This window comes from Streptomyces sp. ID05-26A, assembly GCF_033794685.1.
Classification (GTDB): Bacteria; Actinomycetota; Actinomycetes; order Mycobacteriales; family Pseudonocardiaceae; genus Lentzea.
This window is the reverse complement of the sequence record NZ_JARAYZ010000002.1, coordinates 1,626,477-1,650,999: the sequence shown is the minus strand read 5'-3', so window position 1 is coordinate 1,650,999 and position 24,523 is coordinate 1,626,477. Positions and strand designations below refer to the sequence as shown.

Genomic DNA, 24,523 nt, shown 5'->3' with positions numbered 1-24,523 from the left:
CTCCTAGCCGTAGCTTGGACTGACGGGGAGGGCGGGACCAGTGCGAAACGTGATGTCGGGCAGTGCGGGCCGGGTGGTGCAGGCGTCGTCGATCGGGACGGTGCACCTGCACCACCAGGAGCCGGTACCCGTGCCGTTCCAGCTGCCGCCCGCGCCGCGCTGCTTCGTCAGCAGGCAGGACGAGCTCGCGGCGCTGGAGGGCTGGCCGTTGCTGGTGATCAGCGGGCCGGGCGGGGTGGGCAAGACGTCACTGGCGCTGCGGTGGCTGCATGACCGGCGCGAGGAGTTCCCGGACGGGCAACTCTACGTCGACCTGGGCGCGCACTCACCGGACGGGCCGGTCGCGCCCGAGGACGCGCTGGAGTGGTTCCTGCACGCGTTCGGGATGCGGGACGCGCCGGGATCGCTCGCGGCACGGCAGGCGTTGTTCCGCTCGGTCACCGCCGGCCGCGCCTTTTCCGTGCTGTTGGACAACGCGGTGTCGTCCGCGCAGGTCAGGCCCCTGTTGCCGGCTTCGGGAACCGTCGTGGTCACCAGCCGGTGGCGGCTGAGCCCGCTCGGCACCGACGGCGCGCGGTTCGTCGAGGTCGCGCCGCTCGGGCAACGGGACTCCGTGCGGCTGCTCGAGGAGCTCGTCCAGGACGACCGGCTCACCGCCGAACCCGACGCCGCCGGTGAACTGGCCAGGCTCTGCGGCGGGCTCCCGGTCGCGCTGTCGGTCGTCGGCGCTCGGTTGTCGGCCCGGCCGCGGCGATCACTGGGACGGGAGCTGACCGAGTTGCGCGACGACCGCCTCCCGGAGCTGGACGACGACGCGTCGGTCGCCGCGGTGCTCGACCGGTCCTATGTGGACCTGCCCGCCCGGCAGGCCCGCCTGTACCGGTTGTGCGCCTGGTTGCCGGGCGCGGGTTTCGGTGCGGAGCCGGCCGCGGCCATGGTGGGCGGACGGGTGGACGACGTCGCGGAGGTACTGGAAGACCTGGTGGAGAAGAACCTGCTGACCGAAATCGCCGACAACCGCTTCCGCTACCACGACATGCTCCGGACCCACGCGCGCACCAAGGCCGACTCGTCGCTGGAAGCGAGCCTGCGGCGGTTGATCGAGTGGTGTGTCGTGACGGCGGTCTCCGCCGACCTGGCCGTGATGCCGGGGCGGCAGCGGATCGGCCCCGCCTACCGCGAGGCGGTTGCGATGGCGGACGGAGCGGCCGGCTGGCTCGAACTGGAACGGGTGAACCTCGTCGCGGCCGTGCGCTGCGCGCACGAGCACGGCTGGCCCGATCTGGTCTGGCAGCTGTGCGAGGCGATGTGGCACCTCTTCATCAAGGGCCACCACTACACGGACTGGGTCGAGACCCACCGGCTGGCCATCCCGGCGGCGCACCAGTCCGGCAACCCGGTGGCGGCGGCGAGGCTCGGGACCCGGCTGGCGATGGCCTACCTCAACCTCGGCCGGTACGAGGAGGCCACCGCTGAACTCGAGGCCGTGCTGGCCGCCGGCCTGGGTGACCCGGTGAGCGAGCCCTCGGCGTTGTCGCTGCTCGGCCGGGCCCACCTCGAACGCGGGGACCCGGCGGCCGCGCTCGACTGCTACCGGAGGGTGCTCGGCGCGCGGAACGAGCCCGGTCGTGAGCGCGGCGTCGCCATGGCACGTCGGCGGATCGGCCAGGCGTTGATCGAACTGGGCCGCGCGGACGAGGCGATCGCGGAGCTCGAACTGGCCGAGTCGCTGCTCACCGATCCCGTCGAACGGGCGCGGGTGAGGACGTTTCTCGCGTGGGCCCGCGCCGACACCGGTGAGCGCGACCGCGCGAGGTCGTTGCTCGAATCGGCGAGCAACGACCTGCGCACGTCACCGTTCGACCGCGCGGACGCCCTGGTGCTGCTGGGCACGCTCGCGGACGACCACGAGCAGGCCCGGGAGCACTACGTCGCCGCGCTCGCGTGCTTCCCCGATCCGTCCGACCCCGCCGCCGTCCGCGTGCGGGACCTGCTGGAACGGCACGAGCACCGCCTCGCAGCCGACGTGATCCCCGAGCAGCAGACCGGCGAGCAGCACCGCGACCCCCGCTGACGGCATCGGCGGGCACACCATGACGTCCGCGATCCCGAGCCACCTGGCCGGCGCACGGCCGACGTGCGCCACGAGCAGGTCGCCGGCCCGCTCGACGCCGTCAGGCACGGTGCACCGGAACCGGTTCGGCGACGCACTCCCGCTCCGGTTCGGCCAGGTCCAGCAACCGGTACATCGTGCGGCGCAGCACCGCCGCCGCCTCACCGGGCCGGGAGCTGATCGTCAGCGGTACCCGTCGTGCCTGCCGCACCACGGGCCGGGTGAGGTCCAGCAGGGGTGCCGATCCAGCCAGCCGATCGGCGAGGCTGTCCGTCCTGACCTGCGGTGTGCGGGCGAGAACGAGCGGAATTCCTGCTGCGGCGGAATACTGCGTCACGGAGCCGTGGTCACCGACGACCGCGTCGCTCGCGACGACCATCGCCCGCCAGCCCTCCTCCGGCGGCACGATGATCAGTCCCGGGCAGTCGGCGAGCCACGCCCGCACCTGCCACGCGCCGTGCACCTGCCAGATGTTGGGGTGCAGGACCGCCGCGGTGCGGGTCTGCCGCGCCAGCGCGCGGTAGAGGGGGAGCCGGCTGCCGAACGTGGACCTCGCCGTCCACGTCGAGGTGATCGTCACGAGCGTCTCGTCCGGCGCGATGCCCGCGGCGGACCGGTAGTCCTCGCGGAACGGCAGGCTGGCGCTCATCCGGTCGAAGCAGAGGTCACCCGCGACCACCGCGTGCGGCACCGCTTCGGGACAGGCCTCCGACAGCAGCGCGAGCTCGTCGTCCAGCGCGAGCACGATCCCCGCCGGCACCACCCGGCCCGCTCGGGTGAGCGAGGCCCGGTCCAGGCCGTGACCGTGCAGCCGCCGGGACTTCGCCGCGCTCGCGCCGTGCGGCAGCACCATCACCGGGCCGTGCACCAGGTCGGTGCCGCGATGGCTCGCGGCGACGACGAGGTCGAACCGGTGCCGCAGCGCGTTCTCCCACGGCGTGGTCGCGAGTCCCCGCCCCGCGACGAACTCCTCGGTGCCCGGCGGCGATCCGGTGGGCACCGTGCACACGACCTGCACCCGTGGATCTGCCGAGAGCAGCGGCAGCACGTCCATCAACCGCGTGCCCGCCACGAGGTGCGGCACCATCACGAGCACCTGGCGGCAGTCCGGCACGGTCACCCTGCGCTCGGCGCCGAGCCCGAACGGTTCCCACATCACGCCACCTCCACCGGGTCACCGGAGGAGCAGTCGAAGACCGGCACGTCGTCCCGCCGCACCGGCTCGTGCGCCGCGTGCCTCGTCATGATCAGCACGAGGTCGGCCGGAGCCGAGACGGGCTGGGAGACGAGCGTGGTTCCGTTGTCGAGCACGAGACTCGGCACGTACGGGTCGTGGTAGGCCACGTCCGCCTCACCGCTCAGCTCGTTGATCACCCGCACCGCGGCGGACTGTCGGACGTTCGCGGTGTCCGGCTTGTAGGTCACGCCCGCGACGAGCACCTTGCTGCGCCGCAACGGAGGCAGCCCGCGCGCGGCGAGCGCCTCGCGGACCCGGTGCACGGTGTGCGCCGGCATCGCGTCGTTCACCGCGATCGCCGCGTCGACCACCGGCGAGTGCAGCCCGTGCCGGCGGGCACTGGCCGTGAAGAACCCGGCCGACACCGGGATGCAGTCACCGCCCGCGCCCGGCCCCGGCCGGTGCCGCAGGAACCCGTACGGCTTGCTGCCGGCGGCCTCCAGCACCTCGTCGACGTCGACGCGCTGGGCCCGGCACAACGCCGCGAGCTCGTTGGCCAGCGAGATGTTGACCATCCTGAAGGTGTTCTCGAAGATCTTCACCAGCTCGGCCGCGCGGGTCGAGCTGACGGCCACGACCCGTCGCGCCACCCGGCTCACGAACCGCACCGCGAGTTCCGTGCAGCGTGGCGTGTACCCCGCGACGACCCGCGGAACCGTGTCCACGCCGACGTTGCCGGGGTCCGTGCGCACCGGCGAGTGGGCGAGGTGGAAGTCGAGTCCCGCGCAGAGTCCCGACACGGCGGCGATGCGGGGCAGCACCACCTCCTCGACCGTGCCCGGCGCACAGGTGCTCTGCACGATCACGAGCGCGCCCGGCCGCATGGCCCTCGCGACCTCGTCGGCCGCCTGAGCGAGCAACGACACGTCGAGCCGGCCGTGCCGTCCAGCGGGCGTCGGCACGCACAGGACGTAGATGTTCGAGTGCGGAATTCCCTGTGTGTTGTGCCGCAACAAAAGACGACCGCTGGCCAACGCGGAATTCAGCTCGTGCTCGGTGACCGTCGTGAGTCCGCAGCCGGGCCGTTGCTCGCTGATCTCGCGAACCCGTTCCGCACTCGCATCCACGCCGAGAACGGTCATGCCAGACCTCGCGGCCGCGACCGCGGTCGGCAATCCGGTGAAGCCCAGTCCGATGACGGTGATGTCGATGATGTCCACAACGCACCTCCCAATGGGTTTGTGGACACCAAGGTGCGGTGTGACTTTGCCCGTAAGCCTTTCCGTGCAGGGTGAGTTCGCTGAACGCGCAGGTGAAACGCTGTGTCGCCGCATGCTTGGAAGCGTTTTCCATGCGCGCTGGACTGCTTGCGGTTTCACAATGCTTTCAGTACGCCGATCGGGCTTCGAATCAGCAACTTCGCTGGAAAGCCCCCATGGTTGGGAGCACACTGCTTGCGGGAGAGATGCACCTGGCGAGGGGTGGCGCGGGTGGAGATCGCATTCAGGATTCTCGGGCGCACAGGCCTGAGGACGGCAGACGGCTTCGTCCACGACTGGGGGAAGCCGAAGGCGCGCGCCGTTCTCGCAGTGCTGTTGTTCAACGCGGGCAAACCGGTATCGGTGCGCACGCTGGAAAAGTGGGTGTGGTCGGACGACGGGCCGAGCAACCCCTACCCGACCCTGCAGACCTACGTCGCCCGCATCAAGGCAGCCCTGCGCGACGCGGGCCTGCCGGGAGTGATCTCCAACGTGGAGCGTGCCTACCAGCTCGACGTGGATCGGTCGTTGATCGACTTCTACGCCTCGATCGACCTGGCGAGGCAGGCGAAGCAAGCGGCACACGAGTCTCCGCCGGACTACGAGAAAGCATGCGCGATCTCGGAAGAGGCGATCAAGCTGTGGAGCGGCGAACTGTTCGCTGACATGGACAGCGATGTCGCGTGCGATCGCCGCGACTCGATGGTGCGCTATCACTACCTGGCAGTCATGAACGGCTTGCTCTACGGCCTGGGCAAGCTCGGCCGCTTTGACCAGATGTTGTTGCATCTCAACGAGATCCAGCCGGAACACGAACTCGACGTCATGCTGGCCCGGCATCGCCTGGTGGCGTTGTTCGGCCTGGGCAAGCGGGTCGAGGCGACGAGTTACCACCGCAACGTCCGGCGCCGGATCGTGTCGGAGATCTGCGACGGCTCGGAGGACGAGCTCCTGGCGTTCTACGAGGAGCTGCGGGAGCGGCACGTACCCCGTGCGGGGCCGGCCACCGCCGGGCCGAGCCTCCAGTACCTCCCGCCTGGTTCCGACTCGTTCACCGGCCGCGCGGATCTGTTGGAGGAGCTGAACAACCTCGCGCGCCCGCAGCCGCGCCTGATCGCGCTGGACGGTCCGCCCGGGGTGGGCAAGACGGCTCTGGCGCTGCAGTGGGCCTGGTCGGTCCGCGGTCGTTTCCCCGACGGCTGCTGGTTCGCCTCGCTCGACGGTGTGGCACAGGGCCCGCGGGTGGAAGCAGCCCAGGTCGTGAAGGACATGCTGATCGGGTTCGGTGTCGCCGCCGACTCGATCCCGTCGCTGGAGGCCCGGACGGCGCGCCTGCGCGAAATTCTGGCCAACCGCTGCATGCTGGTGCTCCTCGACAACGTTGCCGACACCGATCACGTGCGCGCGTTGCTGCCGGCGTTGTCGAGCTGCGTCGTGCTCCTCACGAGCCGGGCCCGCCTCGGCGACCTGGCCGTCCACCACCGGGCTCGCTGTCTGACCGTGAGCCCACTCGACCTCGGCGAAACCGTTGCGTGGTTGCGCAATCGCCTGGGAGGCAGGGCTTCCGCGGCCACGCACGCGGTCTCCAGACTCGCGGCTCTGGCGGACGGCATGCCGCTCGCGATGGCCCTGATCGGTGAGCAGGTGGCGGCCCAGCCGCGTCGTTCGCTAGAAGACTTCGTTCGCGTTTTCGCCACCGGCCGCGCGCTGCTGTCGCTGGGCGACGGATCACCGGGCAGCATCCGCACCGCGTTCGAACTGTCCTACCGCGGCCTGACAGCGGAACAGGCCAAGCTCTTCCGGCTGCTCGGCCTGCACCCCGTGCGTGAGGTGTCGCTCGACATCGTGTCGGCGCTGGTCGGAGTCGAACGCGAGGACGCCCGCCGTCTGGCGGACTCACTGATGTGGACCCGGCTCGTCGACTCGGTCGACGGTGATCGCTATTCCATGCATGACCTCTTGCGCCAGTACGCCTCGGAATGTGCTGAGCTGGACGAGGAGCCGGAGGTCCTCGCAGCGGCGATGGCGAGGATGGCCGCGTGGTACACGCACTCCGTGCATCACGCGGACCGTTGCGTGGTCGGCTTCCGCGAGGAAGTGCCGATGCTGCCGCTGCCGCCCGGCGTGCGTCCGCGCGAGTTCGCTGACCAGGACGAGGTCCGCAGGTGGTGTCTCGACGAGGAGGCGGCGCTGGTCGCTTTCGTCCGCAACGTCGCCGACCCCGAGCACGGATGGCGGGTGGCGAACGGCGTGGGCGAGTTGTTGCTCCGCTACTGCCGCCACGACTCGGTCGTCGCCGTGATGGAGGCAGGCGCCGCTGCCGCGCGCAAGTTCGCGGAGACGGGTGTCCTGGTCGACACGCTCCAGAACCTCGGCTACGTGCACATGACGGGACGCCACGACTACGAGTCGGCTGATCGGTGCTTCCAGGAGGCGCGGGCGATCTTCGGCGACCGTGACGACCCCGAGACGCTGGCCGTGCTCCTGCGCAACCAGGCGGAGTGCCTGAGGGGTGCGCACAGCGTGCCGCGCGCGATCGAGATGTACCGGCAGGCGCTTGCTCTGGCTGTCAGCGACGACACCAGGGCGGGCATCCTGCACCGGCTGGGTGAGGCATGTGCTCGTGGGAGCCGGCTGGACGAGGCGAGTGCGCATCTGTATGAAGCGCTGCACCTCAGGGAAAAACTAGGTGACCTCCTCGGTGAGGCGCGAAGCCGGCTGGCGTTGGCCCAGCTGGCGTTCGACCTGGGCCAGCCGGTCGGTGCGCTGGGCAACTGCCACCTGGCCAGGGGACTGTTCCAGCAGGTGCACTTCGCTCCCGGTGAGGGACGTGCCCTCACCTTGCTCGCCGCCATGGTGAAGATCGACGACCTTGAGCTGGGACGCCACTACGCGACCTCGGCCGTCGAGCTGTGCCGCGGCATGGACCGGCAGGCGGAAGCCGTCGCCCTGGACGTGCTCGGCCAGATCGAGTGGAAGGCGGGGGAGCTCGACCTCGCCGTCAGGCACTGGGAGGCCGCGTTCGCCGGGTTCAGCGACGTCGGTGATTCCCAGGCGGACGTGATCGGCGCGCATCTCGAAGAACTCAGCGAATTCGAGCAACCAGCGGTGCCGTCTTCACGTCTCTCATCTCAGACCGACGATCACAGCGAACGAAGAATGTTGCCGTAGCCTTCGTGAGTTGGAATCGTAATGTCACCGAATCGTGGGTCCTTCTATTCGGTGGTGATGCCTACAGAAAGTGCGTATGTGTTCGCAAATAGCGGGGCAGACCGATACTGACCTGGAATATTGGTCTCGACCACTAGCCGGTCGTGGCGCGTCGAGATCGCAGAGGGTGGGGTGCTTGGAGGAGGTTGATCAACACCTGGAAGGCTCATGGTGATCTGTACCACCATGGCTCAGGAAGGGCGAAGTTGATCAGGACTTCTATTGCCGCATTGGCGCTGGTGATGGCTAGCCTGCTCGGGGCCACACCCGCGAGCGCAGCCACCGAGCGGCCATCCGGCAGCCTCATGGCGTTTGCTAGCGGCATCGGCACGAACTCGATGAAGTTCGGCTGACCCCTTGTCGTCGCAGGTGGCGTGACGACGTGAAGCAGGACCCTCGGCCCTGGCTCGGCTTGCACCCGAGCCAGGGCCGTCACGTTAGCGGCTCACGACCCTGTTCGAAGAATCTTCGACGATTCTTCCCCTGTATGGGTCCATGCGTTGGTGCGGATGGAATCCGGGCATGGAATTGCGTTAAATGTGATCATCGGGCGATTAAGGGTTGTGCACAGGTGCACTAGTCCGAATGCTCCGCGACCAGCTTCCCCAGCGCGAGCCGGTTCGTCAGCCCCGTCTTCGTGAGCAGGCTCGACACGTGCTTCTCCACCGTCCGCCGCGACAGGTGCAACCGAGCCGCGATCTCGGTGTTGGCCAGCCGAGCCCCCAGCAACCGCAACACCTCGTACTCCCGCACGGTCACTCCGGCGAGCCGCAGTTCGTCCGGCACCTCGTCCACCCCGGACCGCCGCTGGGCGACCCGCACCCCCATCACCCGCAACTGGGCCCGGCAGGCCCCGGCCACGGCCGGTATCCCGGCGTCGTGGAAGTGGTGCTCGGCAGCCCGCAGCCACGTCTCGGGATCACCCCACCCGTCCCGCGACGCCGCCTCCGCCACCAGCCGCAGCCCGAGGTGCCGCGCCATCGGGTACGGCAGGCCGATGTCGCCGCTCTCCGCTACCTGGGCCGTGGCGGTCTCCCCGTCACCCGCGGCACCCGCCAGCACCGCGGACGCCAGCAGTGCGAAGTGGTGGTCCCAGCGCAGACCGGCGGCGGGGTCGGCGACCGCCGCGTCGTACGCGGCTCGGGTCAGGTCGCCGTCGACGGCCCGCAGCAGCAACGAGAGGCCGAGCCTGCCGGTCAGGTGGTACGTGGTGGGGGTGGCGCGTTCCGCGGCCAGGGCGGACGCCAGGTCCGCTCGGGCTCGCGGTCTGTCCTCCTCCAGCAGTGAGCAGAACGTGGCCGCCAGGCCGTGCAGGCGGGCGGTGTGCTGTTCGCCGCCCGGTTCGGACAGCACGGACCAGGCCTCGGTCAACGTTGTCCTGTCGCCGCGGTGGCCCGCCAGCACGGCGCGCAGCACCGTCATGAACTGGCTGATCTCCTGGAGCCCCAAACGTTTCGCGGCCGACGAGACGTCCTCGACGACGAGCGAGGCCGCTGCGAACTGACCGCGCAGCACCAGTTGCAGGCAGATGTTGACCTCGGACTGGTAGCGGGCGATCACCGCGCCGATCCGGGACGCGAGGTCACGTGCCTGTTCGAGGCGGCCGATGTCGCCGGAGCGCAACGCGTCGTCGAGACCCAGCCGCACCAGGGCGTGGATCTCCCAGATGGGCAGGTCGTGCGCGATCGCGAAGGCGCGGCTGCGTTCCAGGTACGCCGTGGCGCGGGCCGGGTCGCGGCGGCGGGTCAGGGCTCCGAGCAGTTGCCAGGCCTGGCAGGCGACGACGGGGAGCGGCACGCGTTCGGCGACGGTCGCGGCCCGCAGCGCGATCTCCTCCGCGCGTTCCAGGCTGCCTGGTTCGGACCGGTCCAGTTCGAGGTGTGCGGCCACCACGTCGACGGGCGCGCAGTTCTCCGGAGGGGCGTCGCCGAGCAACGCCCGTGCGATCTCCACCTGGGCCAGGCCGTCGGACGTGCGGCCGGCCAGGTTCGCCGCCCACGCCAGTTGGGTGTGCAGGCGGGCCCGGTGCGGGCGGTCGAGGCCCGAGCTGTCGAAGCTCATGGCCAGCGCGCGGTCGACCTGGCCCGCCTCGGTGAGCGCGAGCAACTGGGCTTCGAGCGCCTCGAACCGTTGCACCGGGTCCTCGACGAGCTCCAGCGAACGGTCCAGCAGCGTCACGGCCGACTGCGCCGCTCCCTGTGCCAGCGCTCGTCTTCCCGCTTCGGCGTAGAGGAAACCGGCCTCGGCGGTCTGCCCGGACGCCTCGCGCAGCGTCGCGCAGAGGTGACACCAGTCGCCGGGGACGCCGGGGTAGCGCTTCTCGACCGCGTCCGCCGCGCGCCGAGCCAGTGAGGACTGGACTTCTTCCGGGATCAGGGTCAGCACGGCGTCGGCGACGAGCGCGTGCGTGAAGAGGTACCAGTCGGGCGTGTGGTCGTCGGGGCCGATCAGGTGCGCGACCGGCTCGCTCTGCAGGTAGCGCAGCAACGTCCGGTAGTCGAGGCCGGTGACCTCGCGGACGACCGTCAGCGGGAACCTGAGGCCGAGCACGGCCGCGACCGACACGAACTCGCGCGCCTGCGCGTTCAGCCTGCCGAACCGGCCCGAGACGCTGTGCACCAACGCGGACGGCGGCACCCCGGCCTCGCCCATCCTCCACACGTCGCCGGACCGCACCAGGTGTCCGTCCGAGACGATCTCGTCGAGCAGTTCCTCCACGAACAACGGCAACCCGCCGCTGCCCGCCCACAGCAGGTCCAGTGCGGGCTCGGGAAGTTCGCCCTCCAGGCAGGCGCCGGCGAGCGCGGAGACCTGCTGGTGCCGGAGGCGGCGCAACTCGATCAGCGTGGCGGAGTCGCGTTTGCTGGTGGCACGGGCGAACTCCAGCGCCGCGCTGTCGTCGTCGCGCATCGTCGCGAGCAGCAACGTCGGCTGGTGCGAGATGTTGTCGATGACGTACTCGAGCACCGCCAGCGTGTCCGGGTCGGCGTACTGCAGGTCGTCGATGACGACGGCGCATCCGTTGCCGCGGCCCACGAGTTCGGTCAGGCGCAGCACACCTTCGGCGAGCACGATGAGCGAACTGCTCGACGCGTCGTCGGCCGAGGTGCCCCAGTCGGGGTTGAGGCGCGCCAGTGCGGGGCGGTAGGGGCCCAGCTCGTCGATGTCGACGGTGGTGCCCAGGCGTTGCAGCGACAGCAACGCTTCGCTCAGGCAGCGGAACGGGATCGTGCGGCTCATGGCGCTGCCGCGCCCGCGCATGATGCTCATCCCGTTCTGGTAGGCGAGGTCGGTCGCCGCGGAGGCGAGCCGGGATTTGCCGATCCCGGCTTCGCCGGTCAGGAATACGACCTGACCCCTCCCCGTAGCGACTTCCGCCAACGTCGTCTTGATCAGTTCCAGCTCATGGTCACGACCGACGACGACTGGTGCACGTAATGCCACGTGCACATGAGATCACGTCATGCCACGAAAGGGTGACATACGGTCAGATATCGGACGGCCTGTACCGCGTCAGTTTTCGGGACGGCAGCAGGTGGAACCGTTCCCACCGCCGTTGACGGACACGACCGAGTCGAGCACGACGTCGGCGTTGGTGGGCGCCGCGACACTCGGAGCTGCGGCGATGGCACCCGCGGAGAGAACGACCCCGGTCAGCGCGGCGATCCGCAGGCCGATCTTCCTGGTGGTGGCGCGAACCGAGGCGGACTGGTCGTGGGTCTCCGAAAATCTCATTGCTTCTCCTGTTGGTGAGTAACGGTTTCTTGCACTACCCCGATGACGGGGAAGATCAGATCGCCGCGGCGAAACGCAGGACCGACGGCGTGCGCTCCGGGAAACCCAGGCGCAGCAGGCCGATCCCGAGCCCGGCGAGTCCGGTGAGGAGTCCGGGTGTGGGCACGCGGTCGGGGGTGACGCAGCGGGGTCCGTCACGCCGCAGTGTCGCCAGCACTTCGCCCGTACGGCGGTGCCGGGTTGCGGCGGACCAGCCGGTGACCGACACGTCCGCACGGCCGAGTTCGCCGTGGCACAAGGACAAGTCGTCGTCCGTCCATTCGGAAGCATCGTGCTGGCACCACTGCGCGGGACCGGCCGGTCCGTCCGGGTACCGCTCGGCCAGTTCGCGCGCGTCGGAACAACCGATCTCCGCGTCCAGCGCCCGCATCGCCGCAGCCAGGCCGTGTTCGGGCTCGAACTCCGCGGCGGCGCCCGTCAGCCGGACCGTCGTGCGGGCCCAGCGGGCGACCTCCTCGTCGTCCAGCAACCGGGCGATCCTGGCCAGTCCGTACCCGATCCCGGCGAAGCCCGTCAGACCGCCCGAACCCACCGCGGCGATCATGTCGTCGTTGCCCCGCAGGCCAGCCAGCAGGTCCGGTACCGCCGCGAGCGCGCGCCGTGCGACGTCGGTGTAGCGGCACACGTCGCTGATCTGGCCGAGCTGTGCCAGGAACAGGGCCACGCCCGTGTAACCGTGCGCCAGACCGGCACCCATCGGCAACACCAGCCAGCGCGTGTCGCCGACGGGTTCGAGACCGATCCAGTTGATCCGCTCGGTGCCGTAGCTGGTCGTCACGATCCGGTCGGCGATCGCGCAGGCCGCGGACAGCACCTCGTCCGTGCCCACGGCGTGCGGCCGCACCCGGCCGGGGCCGGTCCCGGTGACGGCGACGCGGCGGGTGGCCAGGGCCGCGGCGATCACCCATTCCTGGTCGTCCCGGTCGAACTCGTCGAACGCGGACAGGCACGCGAGCGCGTCCTCCAGCCCGGACGTGGCGAGCACACCACCGAGCTTTCCCTTGGCGGAGAACAGGTCGTGGCCGTCGGCGCGGGTCGTGAACAGCGGCACGTCACCCGCGTCGAGCTCGGCGGCCTCCAGTTCGGCCAGGCCGGGCAGGAAGTCCGTGTCACAGGCCGTGGTGAACGCGCGGAGCCTGACCTCCGGGTCCTCGTTGAACTCCGGCCCGCGCGCGGCGGCGAGAAGCCCGGCGTACTGGGCCGTCGGCCTGGGCACGATCCGCACCGGCACCGACGCGCATCCCGCGAGCAGGGCGGCGAACTCCGCGCTGTGCAAGGAGATCGCGTCGTAGGTCTGCCGGAACCCGGACAGCACGGCCTCGGCGTGGTCGGCGGCCTCGACGGGCCGCCCCTGCCAGGTCGGCCGGTTCGCGGCACCCGGCATGACCTCGGGCCGCAACACCGCGCGCATCCGATCGGTGCCGGCGTCGAGCCATTCCGTTGTGACACCTGAGGTTTCCTGGCCCGCGTCACCGCCCGCGGCGGAGATGTCGACGAGCCCGTGCCGTCCGGCGACCGCGGGCAGGAGGCCGGTGCGTGCGACCGAACGGCCGAGCGCGACGACGGCGGGATCGGGCCGTTCGCCGGGAAGCTGCGCCTGGAAGAGGGTTTCCACGTCGATCAGGAGGGGCTGGTCCGCGCGGGCGATCACGTTCTGGTGGTGCAGGTCGGTGGCACGCACCAGGTGCAGCACCGCGAGCAGTCCGCCGAGCCGCACGAAGTACGCCGTGGCGTCACCGCAGGGCAACGGCGCTGGTTCGACGTACTCGGTCCAGCCGTAACCGTCGCCCGGCACCGCCCGGACGCTCGCGAGTCCGAGGTCGACCAGGTCGTTCACCAGCTCGACGACGTGCGCGAGAGCGAGGTGGGCGTCGACGCCGCGCGGTTTGAGGACCAGGCGCTGACCGTCCGCGAGTTCCAGGACCGTCGTCGCCCGGCCGCCCCGGTGACGGTCTCCGCCGGGGAGTGCCGCCACCAGCGCGGACTTCGTGTCGAGCAGCGTGCCGGTCAGGCGGTCCTGGTCGGCCGCGTAGCGCGTGGCGAGCTCGGTGACGACCTCGACGGCGGCGTCGCGTTCCCGGTCCAGCTCGCGGACCAGCACGGGATAGCGGCCGAAGTGGTCGCGGGTCAGGAAGTCCTGGAACCGTTCGTGCCCGTCGGCGCCCGTGAGGTGCGGGGCCTGCCCGAGTTCGTGCACGAGGACCGGCGCCACGAGGCGGGTGAGCCGGCCGGTGAGGCGTTCGGCGCACGAGGCGACCAGTGCGGACGGGACCACGGCGTGCTCGGGCAACGCGGCCAGACCGGCGTGCAGACGTGCGCTCGCCGTACTCACCCACGGGGCCACGACGTGCGCGAACACGTCCGTGGGAGCGGGTGTGGCGCGGCGGGCGATCTCCATGACACGAAGCGTGCCAGCGGGTCACCGGCGGGTCATGCGTGTAGAACACCACCATTGCGCCGCCCCTACGCATGGGCCACTACGCATGCTCACCCATACCGCTCGCCTTTCGCTCGAGCGCGGTGGTGCCGCACCTCCCCTCCCGGCGGCCCGGAGCTGCGGTTTCCGAATGGTGGTGGCCGGCACGGATGAGGTTTCCGCTGGTAGGCGGGAGATTTCTCTCGGGCCGCAACGAGGCCTGAAACACCGAGAACCACTACACGGAGGTGCATTCCGATGGAGAAGATCGTCGACGCGACCGACCTGCTGACCATGGGCTTCGAGGACGACGCGCTGCTGATGGAGGACAACTCCCTCTGCACGCTCTGCTCCTGGACCCAGAGCCAGAACTGACCGGAGCTCCGGTGATGCGGTGGGTCGCCGTCGGGCGGCCCACCGCAAGTCCCTTCTCAGGCAGGTGAGTTCCATGCGACGACGCGTTGCCCAGGACCCCATCAGGCGCGAGGCCGGCGAGATCGCCGCCGCGAACGCCGACACCTACACCGTGCGCGGCGAACCGTTCTGGTGGCACTTCGACCCGGTGGCCGACCGCCCGGCCCGCCGCCAGGGCTGGAAGATCCACGTGAGCGCCACACCCCAGCACGCCGCCGAGGTCCTGCGCCGGGTGGCCGCCGTCGTCGTTCCGCTCTCGTTGCGCTGGAAGGCCGCGCGGTCCATCGACAAGCTGATGGACCTGAGCTCACCACCCTCACCGCTGACCCAGTCCGGCAAGTTCATCACCATCTACCCGGAGTCGGGGGTGGAGGACCTAGCCGCCTCCCTCGACCAGGTCACCCGCGAGTTCGACGCGCCCGTGGTGCCGTCCGACCGCCGATTCCGCCCGCACAGCAACGTCTACCTGCGCTACGGCGCGTTCGTCGGGCAGAGCGTCTACGACCCCGTCGAACAGAGCCTGCGATACGTACTGGTCGACCCCACCGGCCGCCGCGCGGAAGACCGTCGCGCGCCGGGCGTGGCCGCACCCGACTGGGTGGACGACCTCACGCCCGCGCCCCCGCGGACGTTCCTGGAACGCCCCGGCACCGGACTGTTCGGGCGCGAGATCGTGGTGCAGGGAGTGCTGCGGCAGTCGGTGAAGGGCGGGGTGTACCGCGTCCTGCACCGAGGAGCGCCCGCAGTGCTGAAGGAGGCCCGGTTCGGCACCACACCCGACCGGCTAGGCCGGGACTCCCGCACCGCCCTGCGCAACGAGTGGCAGCTGCTGCGCGTGCTGTCCGGCTCCGGGCTGGCACCCGAACCGCTGGCGTTCTTCCACCAGGAGGACAACGCGTACCTGGTGCAGGAGTTCCTGCCGGGGCGGACTTTGCGGGCCGAGGTGGAGCGCCGCAACTACCGGTCCACCGTGTCCGCGGCCGCGTTGACCGAGCTGGTGGACGGGGTGCGGCGGCTGGTCCGTGAGGTGGAGGCCCGCGGGGTCCGCCTGCTCGACCTGACACCGAACAACATCATGGTCGACGGGTCGCGGCTGTTCGTGATCGACCTGGAGCACGCCGCGCTCGCCGACTCACCGGAACCGCCTTTTGTCGCGCACACGCCTGGGTATGTGCCGGCGTCCGCGCCCTGGGCTGCCGATGTGGAGTACGCGCTCGCGGCTGTCGCGCATTTTGTGGTGACCGGTATCGATCCGTTCCTGGGGCGGGATGTCAGGTATGCCTCGCACCTGCCGGCGGTGTTGGAGGCGTTCGCGCCGCCTGGGCTGGATGCTGTGGTGCGGGAGGCTTTTTCGCCGTCTGGGCTGGATGCTGCTGTGCCCGGGGCGTTCGCGCAGTCTGGGCTGGACGCGGCCGTGCTGGACGACATTCGTACCCGGCTGGGTGACGGTGCGGAATCGATCCACCCTCACCCCCTCCGGGGGGTGCGTGAGGCCCCCACTCCCATCATCTCAAGCGGGTCTGACAGTTCTGGCGCCGCCGATTCGACCGTCGAGGAAGCGGTCGAGGCCGGCGAGGAGCTCGTGCGCCTCGCCGAGTGGGACCGCCACCCGTGGCCCTGGCCTCAGCGCTGGGCGCCGGGTTCGATGCACCCCGCCTCGTTCATGGCGGGCACCGCCGGCATCGCGCGCTTCTACCTCGACCTCGGCGAGGCCACCGGCGATCGGTTTTGGCTCGGGCACGCGGACAAGTTGCTGAGCTGGACCGTCGAGAACAACCCCGTGGTCCCCGGGCAGACCCCGCCCGGCCTCTACTTCGGCCTCGGGTCGCTTCCGTGGCTCATGACCGACCTGGCCGCGGCCGGTCACGAACCCGGCCACTGGCGGCAGGAAGCACTGAGGTTCGCCGGCGAGCTCGCCTCGATCGACGTCCACGGCTGGGACATCACCCACGGGTGGGCGGGCGTCGGGCTGGCGAAGGTCGCATTGCTGCGGGCCACGGGTGAAGGTGCGGACGACGTCGCCGAGGTCATCGCCAAGGTTCTCGCCGGGGTGTCGACCAAGGACGGGATGCCCGCGTGGCCCAACAGCGGTTCGTCGTTCCACGGGTTCGCGCACGGTAGCGCGGGGGTCGCGTACTTCCTGCTGCACGCCGGGCGGGCCGTGGACGATCCCGTCGCGGTCGACCTGGCCGTTGCCACCGGGCGTGCGTTGCTGGCGCAGGCGGTTCCCGCGGCGGAGGGGGTGTCGTGGCCGCACAAGCCCGGCAGCGACACCGTCTGGTCGCACTGGTGCAACGGGGCCGCGGGGGTTGGCGTCCTGCTGCACGCGCTGGCTCGGCACACCGGCGATGGCGAACTGGCCCTGGGGGCGCTCAAGGCCGGGCGGGCCATCACCACGGCGCGGCCGTTCGGGAGCACGTGCCGGTGTCACGGGCTGGCCGGGGACGGGGACTTCCTGCTCGACCTGGCGCAGGACCACGAGGAGTTCCACGAGGGTGCTGTCCACATCGGACGCAAGCTCGACGCGCTGCGGTTCCGGGACGGGTTCGCCGTCAAGTGGGCGCCCGAAGGTCTCGGCGTGCCCCGGCCCGACTACATGCGCGGCTACACCGGCGTGCACGCGTTCCGGCTTCGGCTGGCAGGGCACGTCGCCCGTTCGCCACTGACCCTGCGACTCGAGGAGCGACCGTGAACCTCACCGACCTCCTGGTCCACGAGCTCGTCGTGGACTGGGGCGCCAATCGGCGTGTTGTCACCATCCGAAACGGCGAGACCGTGTTCGAGTGTGTTGTGCGGCCGGCTCAGGGCCTCACGTACCTGACAGAGTGCTTGCCTCAGCGCGACGACCCGGCCACCGTCGCACATCTCGCCGAGGTGATCGACTACCTCCAAGGCCTGGGGATGAACGACGTCATCGCGGTGCACCCCGAGTTCTGGGACGTCGGCGGCACCGACTGCGGGCGGATCGTGCCCATGTGGCTCAGGCTCGACGTTGAGATGATCGCATCATTTGAACGCGTGCTTCCGGTTGGGTACCTGGTCGACGCCTTCACGGACGAGTTGCCGGGCGACGAGCACGACCGCGGTGTGTTCGGAGAGGTCGTGTCGGGGCAGTACGGGCCGGTGATCGACGAGGCGAGCCTGCGGATCGTCGCGGACGGCACCACGCGCGCCGCGATCGCCGTGACGGAGGACCGGGGTGTGCCGTTGATCGGTCACCTCGTGGTCGAGTCCGGGCAGCGCGGTGCGGGACTGGGCAGGGCGTTGCTGGTGCGCAGTCTGCTGGCACTCGCGTCCGCCGGGTACGCAGACTGCCGGCTGAACGTCATGGCGGAGAACTTCACGGCACGCCGGTTGTACCGGTCGATCGGCTTCGTGCAGGACCGCGCGACGCTCAAGGCGAGCCGGGTGACGTCATGAGCGTGACGGTGCTTTCGGTGGAGTCCGCGCGTGTTCCCGGCGTGCTGGCCGGCCTGCGCGCTCGATACGGGCAGGTGCGCTACTACCTGTCGGCCGGACGGCCGTTGTGGCTGAGGGAGGACGATGCACCCGCCGACCTGACCACGGCGTTGCTCAGGTGTCATGACGAACGCGAAGCACGACTGCGTGCCGAGGTCGGGGCCGTGCGCGAGTGGCTGGCCGAGGGTGGCGAACGGGCCGTGGTCGTCGAACTGTTCGGTGCGCCGACCCGCGACGACGTGCGGTTCCTGCAGGAATGCCGCATGCGGCTGGTGCGCGGGGAAGCGCAGTCGGTCACCGTGCTCAGGCACCTCCGCAGCACGCTGCCGCACGAAGGCGACGAGATCCTGGCGATGCTGCGCCTGGCCGGCGGATCGGTGCCGGAGGCGGAATTTCGCGCCTGGCAAACGAATCACGACTGGGATGATGCGATCATCCGCGCAGTGACGTCCACAAGGGACGGTCTGCGCACCTACGCCACCCCGGTCGCACGCCCGCTGCCGATCACGCCGGATCTGGCTGCGGAGGTCGTCGCCACCTCACGCGCACCGCTCTCCACGGCCGCAGTGCTCACCGACCCCGTGCTGGCGTTGAAGGCCTTCACTGCCGGTGCCGCCGCCGAAGCCGCCGGTCAGGGACGCGTGCTGTCGCGGTACGCGGGCAACCTCTACCGGCGTGCTCTCCGCACCGGCGAGGTCCCGCACGAGACGGTGGCCGGCGCCTACCTGGCGGCGCTGGTGGCGGACCGCCGCCGAGTCTCCGGCGCGCAGGCGAACCTGATCCTGGCCCAGGCCGCGAACCGGCACGTCGAACCGGCCGAGCAGGCGATGCTCGCCTACAGCCTCGGTCAGCTGCTCGCCAAGGACCCCGACCCGGCCGAGCGCTCGTCGGCGGCCCGGTGCTTCGCGCACGCCCGCGACCTGGACGTGCCGGTCACCCAGGTCGCCGCGTCGTTCAACGGAGCTGCGCTCGCCCTGTACCGCGACCGCGACTTCGACGGCGCCGTCACGAGCATGCGTACCGCGCTGAAGCTGCTGGAGGGCCACGACACCGTTGCCGACCAACAGGTCCAGCTCCGCACCAACCTCGCCAAGCTACGCCGTGGCACCCCAGAGGCAGTCGGGCTCTACCGGCAGGCCTGGAGGATCGCGGACGACGTCGCGAACGCCGCCTTCGTCGCCGCCGATCTCGTGCGGATTCTGCTGGACGAGGGGGAGCGGGCCGAGGCGGAAGCCGTCGCCACGCGGTTGCTCGACCTGTTCGACCGGGCGAGCGACACGAACCAGGCGAGCGAGAAGGCCGTCTCCGCCGTCTGCTTCCGGCTCGCCGACCACGAACTCGCCTCGGCGGCGACGACGCAGGCCACCCGCTGGTACCTGGCCGCGGTCAGCCGGATGCGCCGCGGAGCGCCGGACGTCGTCGACGCGGTCCTGCGCAACCTCGGCGAACAACCGGAAGCGCTGGTGCGGGAACGCGCCGCACACGCCCTCGTCGCCGACGACCTCTCGACGTTGCGTGGTCTGCTGGTGGGTGTGGCATGACACGCCTTTCGCACGCCTTCATCGCCGACGACCTCTTGACGCTGCGTGGTCTGCTGGCAGGTGCGGCATGACGATGCTCTCGCCCACCCGCGACCTGCTCGCCCTGACCCGGCCAGGCGAGGTGGGCCTGGCCGAGATCGCCCCAGACGGACACGCCGACCTGTCCGCCACACACTGGATCCCGGCCGGCGACTGGCACCTGGCCGGCTGGGCCGCTCCGAACCGCGTCGTGCTGCGCCGCCGTGGCGAGTTCGGCCTCCTCGACACCGACCGCCGGATGTTGACGTCATCGCATCCGGTGGTCGGCCGCACGCTGCGCTACGACGGCGAGGAAGTGCTGGTCGCGGTCGTGCGCGACGGCCGCCCGATGCTGTGTGTGCACCGCCCCGCTGACGGCAGCTACCGGATTATCGACGGTACCGAGGGTGTGCAGTCGGTCGCCGCCTGGACCCGCGACACCTTGGTCTTCACCGGCGACGGGCGAGTCAGGCTGATCCACGACGGGGAACGGCTGGACCTCGACGCGGTGTCAGCGGCGGGCGACGGGCCACTCGTCGCGCTGACCGGCGAGGGTGAGGTGCCCGGCGTACTGGATCTCACCACCGGCCGAACCCGTTGGTACGCAACGGGAAGCGCGGGCGTCGCGGTCTCGCCGTCCGGCCTGCTGCTCACCACGACGTGGGCCGACCACCGCTACGTCCACCGGGTGCTGAATTCGGATGGTGACATCATCGGAACGTCGGTGCCCGATCACGGCATCGCCACCGACCTGGCCTTCACCGCGGACGAACGCCACCTCCTCGGTCTCCACCAGTCGCCGGCGGCCTCTCCGGCGCTGACCCGCTGGACCATCCACAGCGGACAGATGCGGCCCCTGCCCGGTCAGCGGCGCGAGGAGATCACCGTCCGCTGGCGGCACCGCGAGTCGGCGCAGTCCCCGGAGTGGCTCTACGAACCGGAGAACGGTCACGGGGGCGTCGTGGTCCACCTGCACGGCGGTCCGCGCAGTCAGCTCAGGCAGATCCACGAACCGATGATCGCCGCACTGGTCGCCGCCGGCTGGACCGTGATCGGCATGAACTACCCGGGCAGTTCCGGTTACGGCGACGCGTTCCGCGACGTCGTGGTCGGCGACTGGGGCGGTGCCGACGCGCGGGCGGTCGTCGACCGGCTGCGGGAACTGCGCGGCGACAGGCCGTTGTGCCTCTACGGGCAGAGCTACGGCGCCTACCTGGCCCTGCTCGCCGCCTCGTCCGAACTGGTGGACGCCGTGGCGGTGTGGGCGCCGGTGACGGACATCGTCGCTCTGCTGGATTCCGCCTCGGGCCTGCACCGGGAATGGCTGCGGACCGAACTCGGGGCGTTGGCGGACGATCCGGACCAGTTGCGGGAACGCAGTCCGCTCCACCGGCCGTTCGTCTTGCCACGGCTGATGATCGGGCACCGCGAGGGGGACGACCGGGTGCCGGTCGCGCAGTCGCGGGCGTTCGTGGAGCTGCACGGGGCGGAGCGGTACGTCGAGCAGCGGGGCGCAGGCCATGAGCCGGGGGACATGGCCGCCTGGACGGCAGGTGTCGTGGCACACCTGGCGGAGTCGGTGTGCGGGGACAACGCGCGAGGTGGCAACGAGCCGCCCGGCGAACGAACGGCGCCAGGACTTGCGGAGGTGTTGGCATGAAAGCGTTGCTGTGGCAGACGGGGCGTCGGCGGTTCGCCCTCTTCTGCGTGCTGGCCGTGCTGCAGGGCCTCGCCCCGGCCGCCGCCATCTCCGCATCCGGCGTGCTGGTCGCCGGACTCCCGGACGATTCGGCGCAGGCCACTCTCGGGCTGGTGTTGTTCGGGTCCGCGCTCCTCGCCGGCACGGTGCTGTCCGCCGTCCTCGACCACGAATCCGCCGTGCTCGACGGGAGGTTCGCCAAGGCGATCCACGCGAAGGTCGCCGGTGCCACCCTGCGCGCGGAGGTGGCGCACCTCGGGGATCCGCGGACGACGAAGGAACTCGGGGCGTTGGCCGAGTTCGAACGGGTCGACGGGTTCGTCGGCACCGCCACGGCCCTCAGGGAGTTGATCAGGCAGCGGGCCACCGGTGTCGGCGCGGCCGCGGTGCTGGCGGCGTTCGCGTGGTGGGCGCCGGTCGTCATGTTCCTCGGGTGGCGCGGGTTGAGCTTCGGCGTGCGGAAGTGGCTCGACCACGGCATGAACCTCGGTGCGCAGCAGGGGGAGAACGCCCTGCGGCGCGCCCGTTACCTGCGCGGGCTCGCGGTGGACAGCCCCGCTGCCAAGGAGATCCGCGTGTTCGGGCTGGCCGGGTGGCTGGTGCCGCTGTACCGCGACTCCTACCTGCACGCCCTGCAGGTCGTGTGGGCCGGACGGAAGCTGGGCATGCGCACGGTGTTCGCGGCGACTGGCGGTGTGCTGGTCGCGCACCTCGTCGTGCTGACGGCGATCGCGCAGGGCACGGTCACACCGGCCGAGATCGTCGTGTACACGCAGGCGGTGCTGGCCACGAGTGCGCTCGGGTACGTGTTCGGTGCCGAGATTCCGCTGGCCCGGGCCCGCAAGGTCGCGGAACTGGCGCGCTCGCTCGCCCGGCGTCTCCCCGCGGCCCCGCCGAGGCCGCAGGTCGTCGCGCCGGCGATCCAGCTCACCGACGTCCACTTCGGCTACGGCGGAAAGCAAGTGCTGAAGGGGATCGACCTGACTGTCCCCCGTGGACAGTCGCTGGCGATCGTCGGCGAGAACGGCGCCGGCAAGAGCACGCTCGTCTCCCTGTTGTGCGGCATCCACCGACCGGACCGCGGTGAAGTCGTGGTGCCCGGCGAGGTCAGCGCGATCGTGCAGCGGTTCACCCGCTTCGAGCTGTCGCTCAGGGACAACATCGGGTTCGGCGCCGGTGACGTCGAGAAGGCGCTGGAACGGGCGGGCGGGACGGGGCTGCTCGACGACCTGCCGCACGGGTGGGACACGGTGCTGTCGTCGTCGCACCCCGGCGGACGTGACCTGTCCGGCGGGCAGTGGCAGAAGGTCGCGCTGGCCAGGGCGTTGCTGGCGGCCGACACCGGGACGCTGATCATGGACGAGCCGAGTGCCGGCCTCGACGTGCTGGCCGAGGAGGAACTCTTCGCGCGGTTCAGCGAGCTGGCGGGCGAGATCACGACGATTCTCGTGTCGCATCGGCTCGCGTCGGTGAGGCACGCCGACCGCATCGTCGTGATCGCGGACGGACGCATCGCCGAGGACGGCACGCATGCCGCACTCATGTCGTTGAACGGGCGGTATGCCGCGATGTACTCGTTGCAGGCCAACAGGTTCGCGGAGAAGGAGGTGAGCCATGCGTGAGATCCGCGTGCTGGTCGCGATGGCGTGGCGGGTGGACCGCCGGCTGACGCTCGCGATGATCGCCGAGCCGTTCGGCAACACCCTCGTGCTCCTGTCCGGGTTGTGGCTGGCGATGCTCACGAACGGCGTGCTGCACAACGACTCCGGCCAGGTCGTCACCGGCGTCGCCGCCCTGGTGCTCGGCGCGGGGCTCGGTTGGCAGCTCGACCTGTCGGCCAGCCAATGGCGAATGGTGCTGGGGGAGAAGGTCGCGCACGCGTTCGACACCGAGATCGCGCGGTTGTCCGCGGAACTGCCGACGCTCGAGCACTTCGAACGCGCCGAGTATCAGGACCAGCTGGAGATCCTGCGGCAGCGGCAAGGTCAGCTGGGCAACTCCCTGAGCGCCCTCGCCGTCACGGTCAAGGCGGTCTGCGCGGGCCTCACGGTGCTGGTCCTGCTGGTCGTCGCACACCCGGCGATGCTCGCGCTGGTGCTGCTCGCGTTGCCCGCCCTGCTGATCACCAAGGCCCAGCAACGATGGCGGGCGCGGGCGGAAGACCTCTCGGCGTTGCCCGGTCGCACCGCCCGCCACCTCCGTGCGGTCGCCCAGGATCGTGACGCCGCCGTCGAGATCCGGCTCTTCGGGCTCGCCGGCACCCTCGAACGCCGCATCGACACGCTCTGGAAAGCCCAGCGCGCACCGCTCGAGCGGGCCGAACGCAAGGTCGCACTCGCTTCGCTCGCCCAGCAGGTCCTGTACGTCGTCGGAGTGATCGCCGCCGTCGGTTTCGTGCTGCACCAGGCGATCCAGGGGAGGTCGGCACCCGGCGACGTGGTGCTGGCGATCTACCTCAGCCAGCAGGTGCAGACCGCCGTGATCTGGCCGATCCAGGCGGTCGCGGGCTTCGGCCGCACCCTGCACACCGTCCGCCGGTTCCTCTGGCTCGCCGACCACGCCCGCACCGCCACCGGCAGCGCGCGACCGCCCGAGCGGCTCGCCGAGGGCGTTCGGCTCGAGAACGTGTCCTTTCGGTACCCCGGCAGCGAGAAGTGGGTGCTGCGCAACGTCTCGCTGACCATCCCCGCCGGGGCCGCGCTGGCCGTCGTCGGCGAGAACGGCGCCGGCAAGACCACCCTCGTCAAACTCCTCACCAGGATGTACGAACCCACCGAGGGCCGGATCACGGTCGACGGCGTGGACCTCGCGGACCTGGACGTCCACGAATGGCGCGCCCGGCTCGCGGCGGCCTTCCAGGACTTCGCGCGCTTCGAGTTCACCGTCCAGCACGCCGTGGGCGTCGGCGACCTCGACCACCTCGACGACGCGGAGCACGTCCGCGACGCGATCACCAGGGCGAGCGCCGACGTGCTGGCGCAGGACGCCCAGCTCGGCACGGCGTGGGGCGGCGCCGACCTCTCCACCGGCCAGTGGCAACGGCTCGCGCTCGCCCGCGGCCTCGCCAGAACCACCCCGCTGGTGCGGTTCTTCGACGAACCGACCGCCTCGCTCGACGCGTTCACCGAGGACGCCCTGTTCGACGGCATGACCAGGGCCACCGACGGCGCCGACGGCATGATCACGGTCCTCGTCACCCACCGCTTCTCCACCGTCCGGTCGGCCGACCTGATCGTGGTGCTGGCCGACGGCGGCATCGCGGAACTCGGCTCCCACCGCGAGTTGCTCGCGCGCAACGGCCGTTACGCGCGGCTCTACCGGTCGCAGGCCGACGCGTTCGCCGATTGACCTGCGGGTACGGGTTTGTCGTCGGAGGCGTGGAAGAAGCAGCGAGGTGAGCACGCGCACCGGGGAGCCGACCC

General features: G+C 70.7%; 14 protein-coding genes. 9 read left to right on the top strand and 5 right to left on the bottom strand.

What is annotated here, in order from left to right; translation table 11 throughout:
- Nucleotides 1–40 precede the first annotated feature (40 nt).
- Entirely contained in the window at nt 41–2,074 is a 2,034-nt protein-coding gene (locus PV646_RS23180; RefSeq protein ID WP_500344267.1) for an ATP-binding protein, read from the top strand.
- A gap of 100 nt (nt 2,075–2,174) precedes the next feature.
- Here PV646_RS23180 and PV646_RS23175 read toward each other — a convergent pair whose 3' ends face one another.
- Nucleotides 2,175–3,269, bottom strand: coding sequence for a hypothetical protein (locus tag PV646_RS23175; RefSeq protein WP_500344266.1), 1,095 nt, complete (start codon nt 3,267–3,269; stop codon nt 2,175–2,177).
- Nucleotides 3,269–4,510 carry a nucleotide sugar dehydrogenase gene (locus PV646_RS23170; RefSeq protein ID WP_500344265.1) on the bottom strand — a complete coding sequence of 414 codons (1,242 nt, stop codon included), beginning with the start codon at nt 4,508–4,510 and terminating at the stop codon, nt 3,269–3,271. Before PV646_RS23170 ends, PV646_RS23175 begins: the two co-directional genes overlap by 1 nt.
- Before the next feature lie 270 nt (nt 4,511–4,780).
- Between PV646_RS23170 and PV646_RS23165 the strand changes: the two genes are divergently transcribed.
- Nucleotides 4,781–7,720 (top strand): AfsR/SARP family transcriptional regulator, encoded by a 2,940-nt coding sequence (locus PV646_RS23165; protein ID WP_500344264.1) that lies wholly within the window; start codon nt 4,781–4,783, stop codon nt 7,718–7,720.
- A gap of 185 nt (nt 7,721–7,905) precedes the next feature.
- Nucleotides 7,906–8,112, top strand: a complete 207-nt coding sequence (locus tag PV646_RS23160) for a hypothetical protein (RefSeq protein ID WP_500344263.1) — start codon at nt 7,906–7,908, stop codon at nt 8,110–8,112.
- Between the two features lie 223 nt (nt 8,113–8,335).
- On the opposite strand, the gene PV646_RS23155 is transcribed toward PV646_RS23160, so the two are convergent.
- From PV646_RS23155 to PV646_RS23145, 3 genes are all read right to left on the bottom strand, one after another.
- The gene (locus PV646_RS23155) at nt 8,336–11,203 is read right to left on the bottom strand and encodes an ATP-binding protein (RefSeq protein WP_500344262.1); all 2,868 of its coding nucleotides are present in this window, start codon (nt 11,201–11,203) and stop codon (nt 8,336–8,338) included.
- A gap of 69 nt (nt 11,204–11,272) precedes the next feature.
- Nucleotides 11,273–11,494, bottom strand: a complete 222-nt coding sequence (locus tag PV646_RS23150; protein ID WP_500344261.1) for a hypothetical protein — start codon at nt 11,492–11,494, stop codon at nt 11,273–11,275.
- Between the two features lie 55 nt (nt 11,495–11,549).
- The gene (locus tag PV646_RS23145; protein ID WP_500344260.1) at nt 11,550–13,952 is read right to left on the bottom strand and encodes a type 2 lanthipeptide synthetase LanM family protein; all 2,403 of its coding nucleotides are present in this window, start codon (nt 13,950–13,952) and stop codon (nt 11,550–11,552) included.
- A gap of 466 nt (nt 13,953–14,418) precedes the next feature.
- Here PV646_RS23145 and PV646_RS23140 point away from each other — a divergent pair, with 466 nt between their 5' ends.
- The 6 genes from PV646_RS23140 to PV646_RS23115 all read left to right on the top strand — a co-directional run bounded on the left by PV646_RS23140 (nt 14,419) and on the right by PV646_RS23115 (nt 24,449).
- Nucleotides 14,419–17,076, top strand: a complete 2,658-nt coding sequence (locus PV646_RS23140) for a class III lanthionine synthetase LanKC N-terminal domain-containing protein (RefSeq protein WP_500344259.1) — start codon at nt 14,419–14,421, stop codon at nt 17,074–17,076.
- Nucleotides 17,073–17,804 carry a GNAT family N-acetyltransferase gene (locus tag PV646_RS23135; protein WP_500344258.1) on the top strand — a complete coding sequence of 244 codons (732 nt, stop codon included), beginning with the start codon at nt 17,073–17,075 and terminating at the stop codon, nt 17,802–17,804. The genes PV646_RS23140 and PV646_RS23135 overlap by 4 nt, the downstream gene beginning before the upstream one ends.
- Nucleotides 17,801–19,384 carry a hypothetical protein gene (locus PV646_RS23130; protein WP_500344257.1) on the top strand — a complete coding sequence of 528 codons (1,584 nt, stop codon included), beginning with the start codon at nt 17,801–17,803 and terminating at the stop codon, nt 19,382–19,384. The genes PV646_RS23135 and PV646_RS23130 overlap by 4 nt, the downstream gene beginning before the upstream one ends.
- A 67-nt stretch (nt 19,385–19,451) precedes the next feature.
- The gene (locus tag PV646_RS23125; RefSeq protein ID WP_500344256.1) at nt 19,452–21,062 is read left to right on the top strand and encodes an alpha/beta hydrolase family protein; all 1,611 of its coding nucleotides are present in this window, start codon (nt 19,452–19,454) and stop codon (nt 21,060–21,062) included.
- Nucleotides 21,059–22,723, top strand: a complete 1,665-nt coding sequence (locus tag PV646_RS23120; RefSeq protein ID WP_500344255.1) for an ATP-binding cassette domain-containing protein — start codon at nt 21,059–21,061, stop codon at nt 22,721–22,723. Before PV646_RS23125 ends, PV646_RS23120 begins: the two co-directional genes overlap by 4 nt.
- Nucleotides 22,716–24,449, top strand: a complete 1,734-nt coding sequence (locus PV646_RS23115; protein WP_500344254.1) for an ABC transporter ATP-binding protein — start codon at nt 22,716–22,718, stop codon at nt 24,447–24,449. Before PV646_RS23120 ends, PV646_RS23115 begins: the two co-directional genes overlap by 8 nt.
- Nucleotides 24,450–24,523 lie beyond the last annotated feature (74 nt).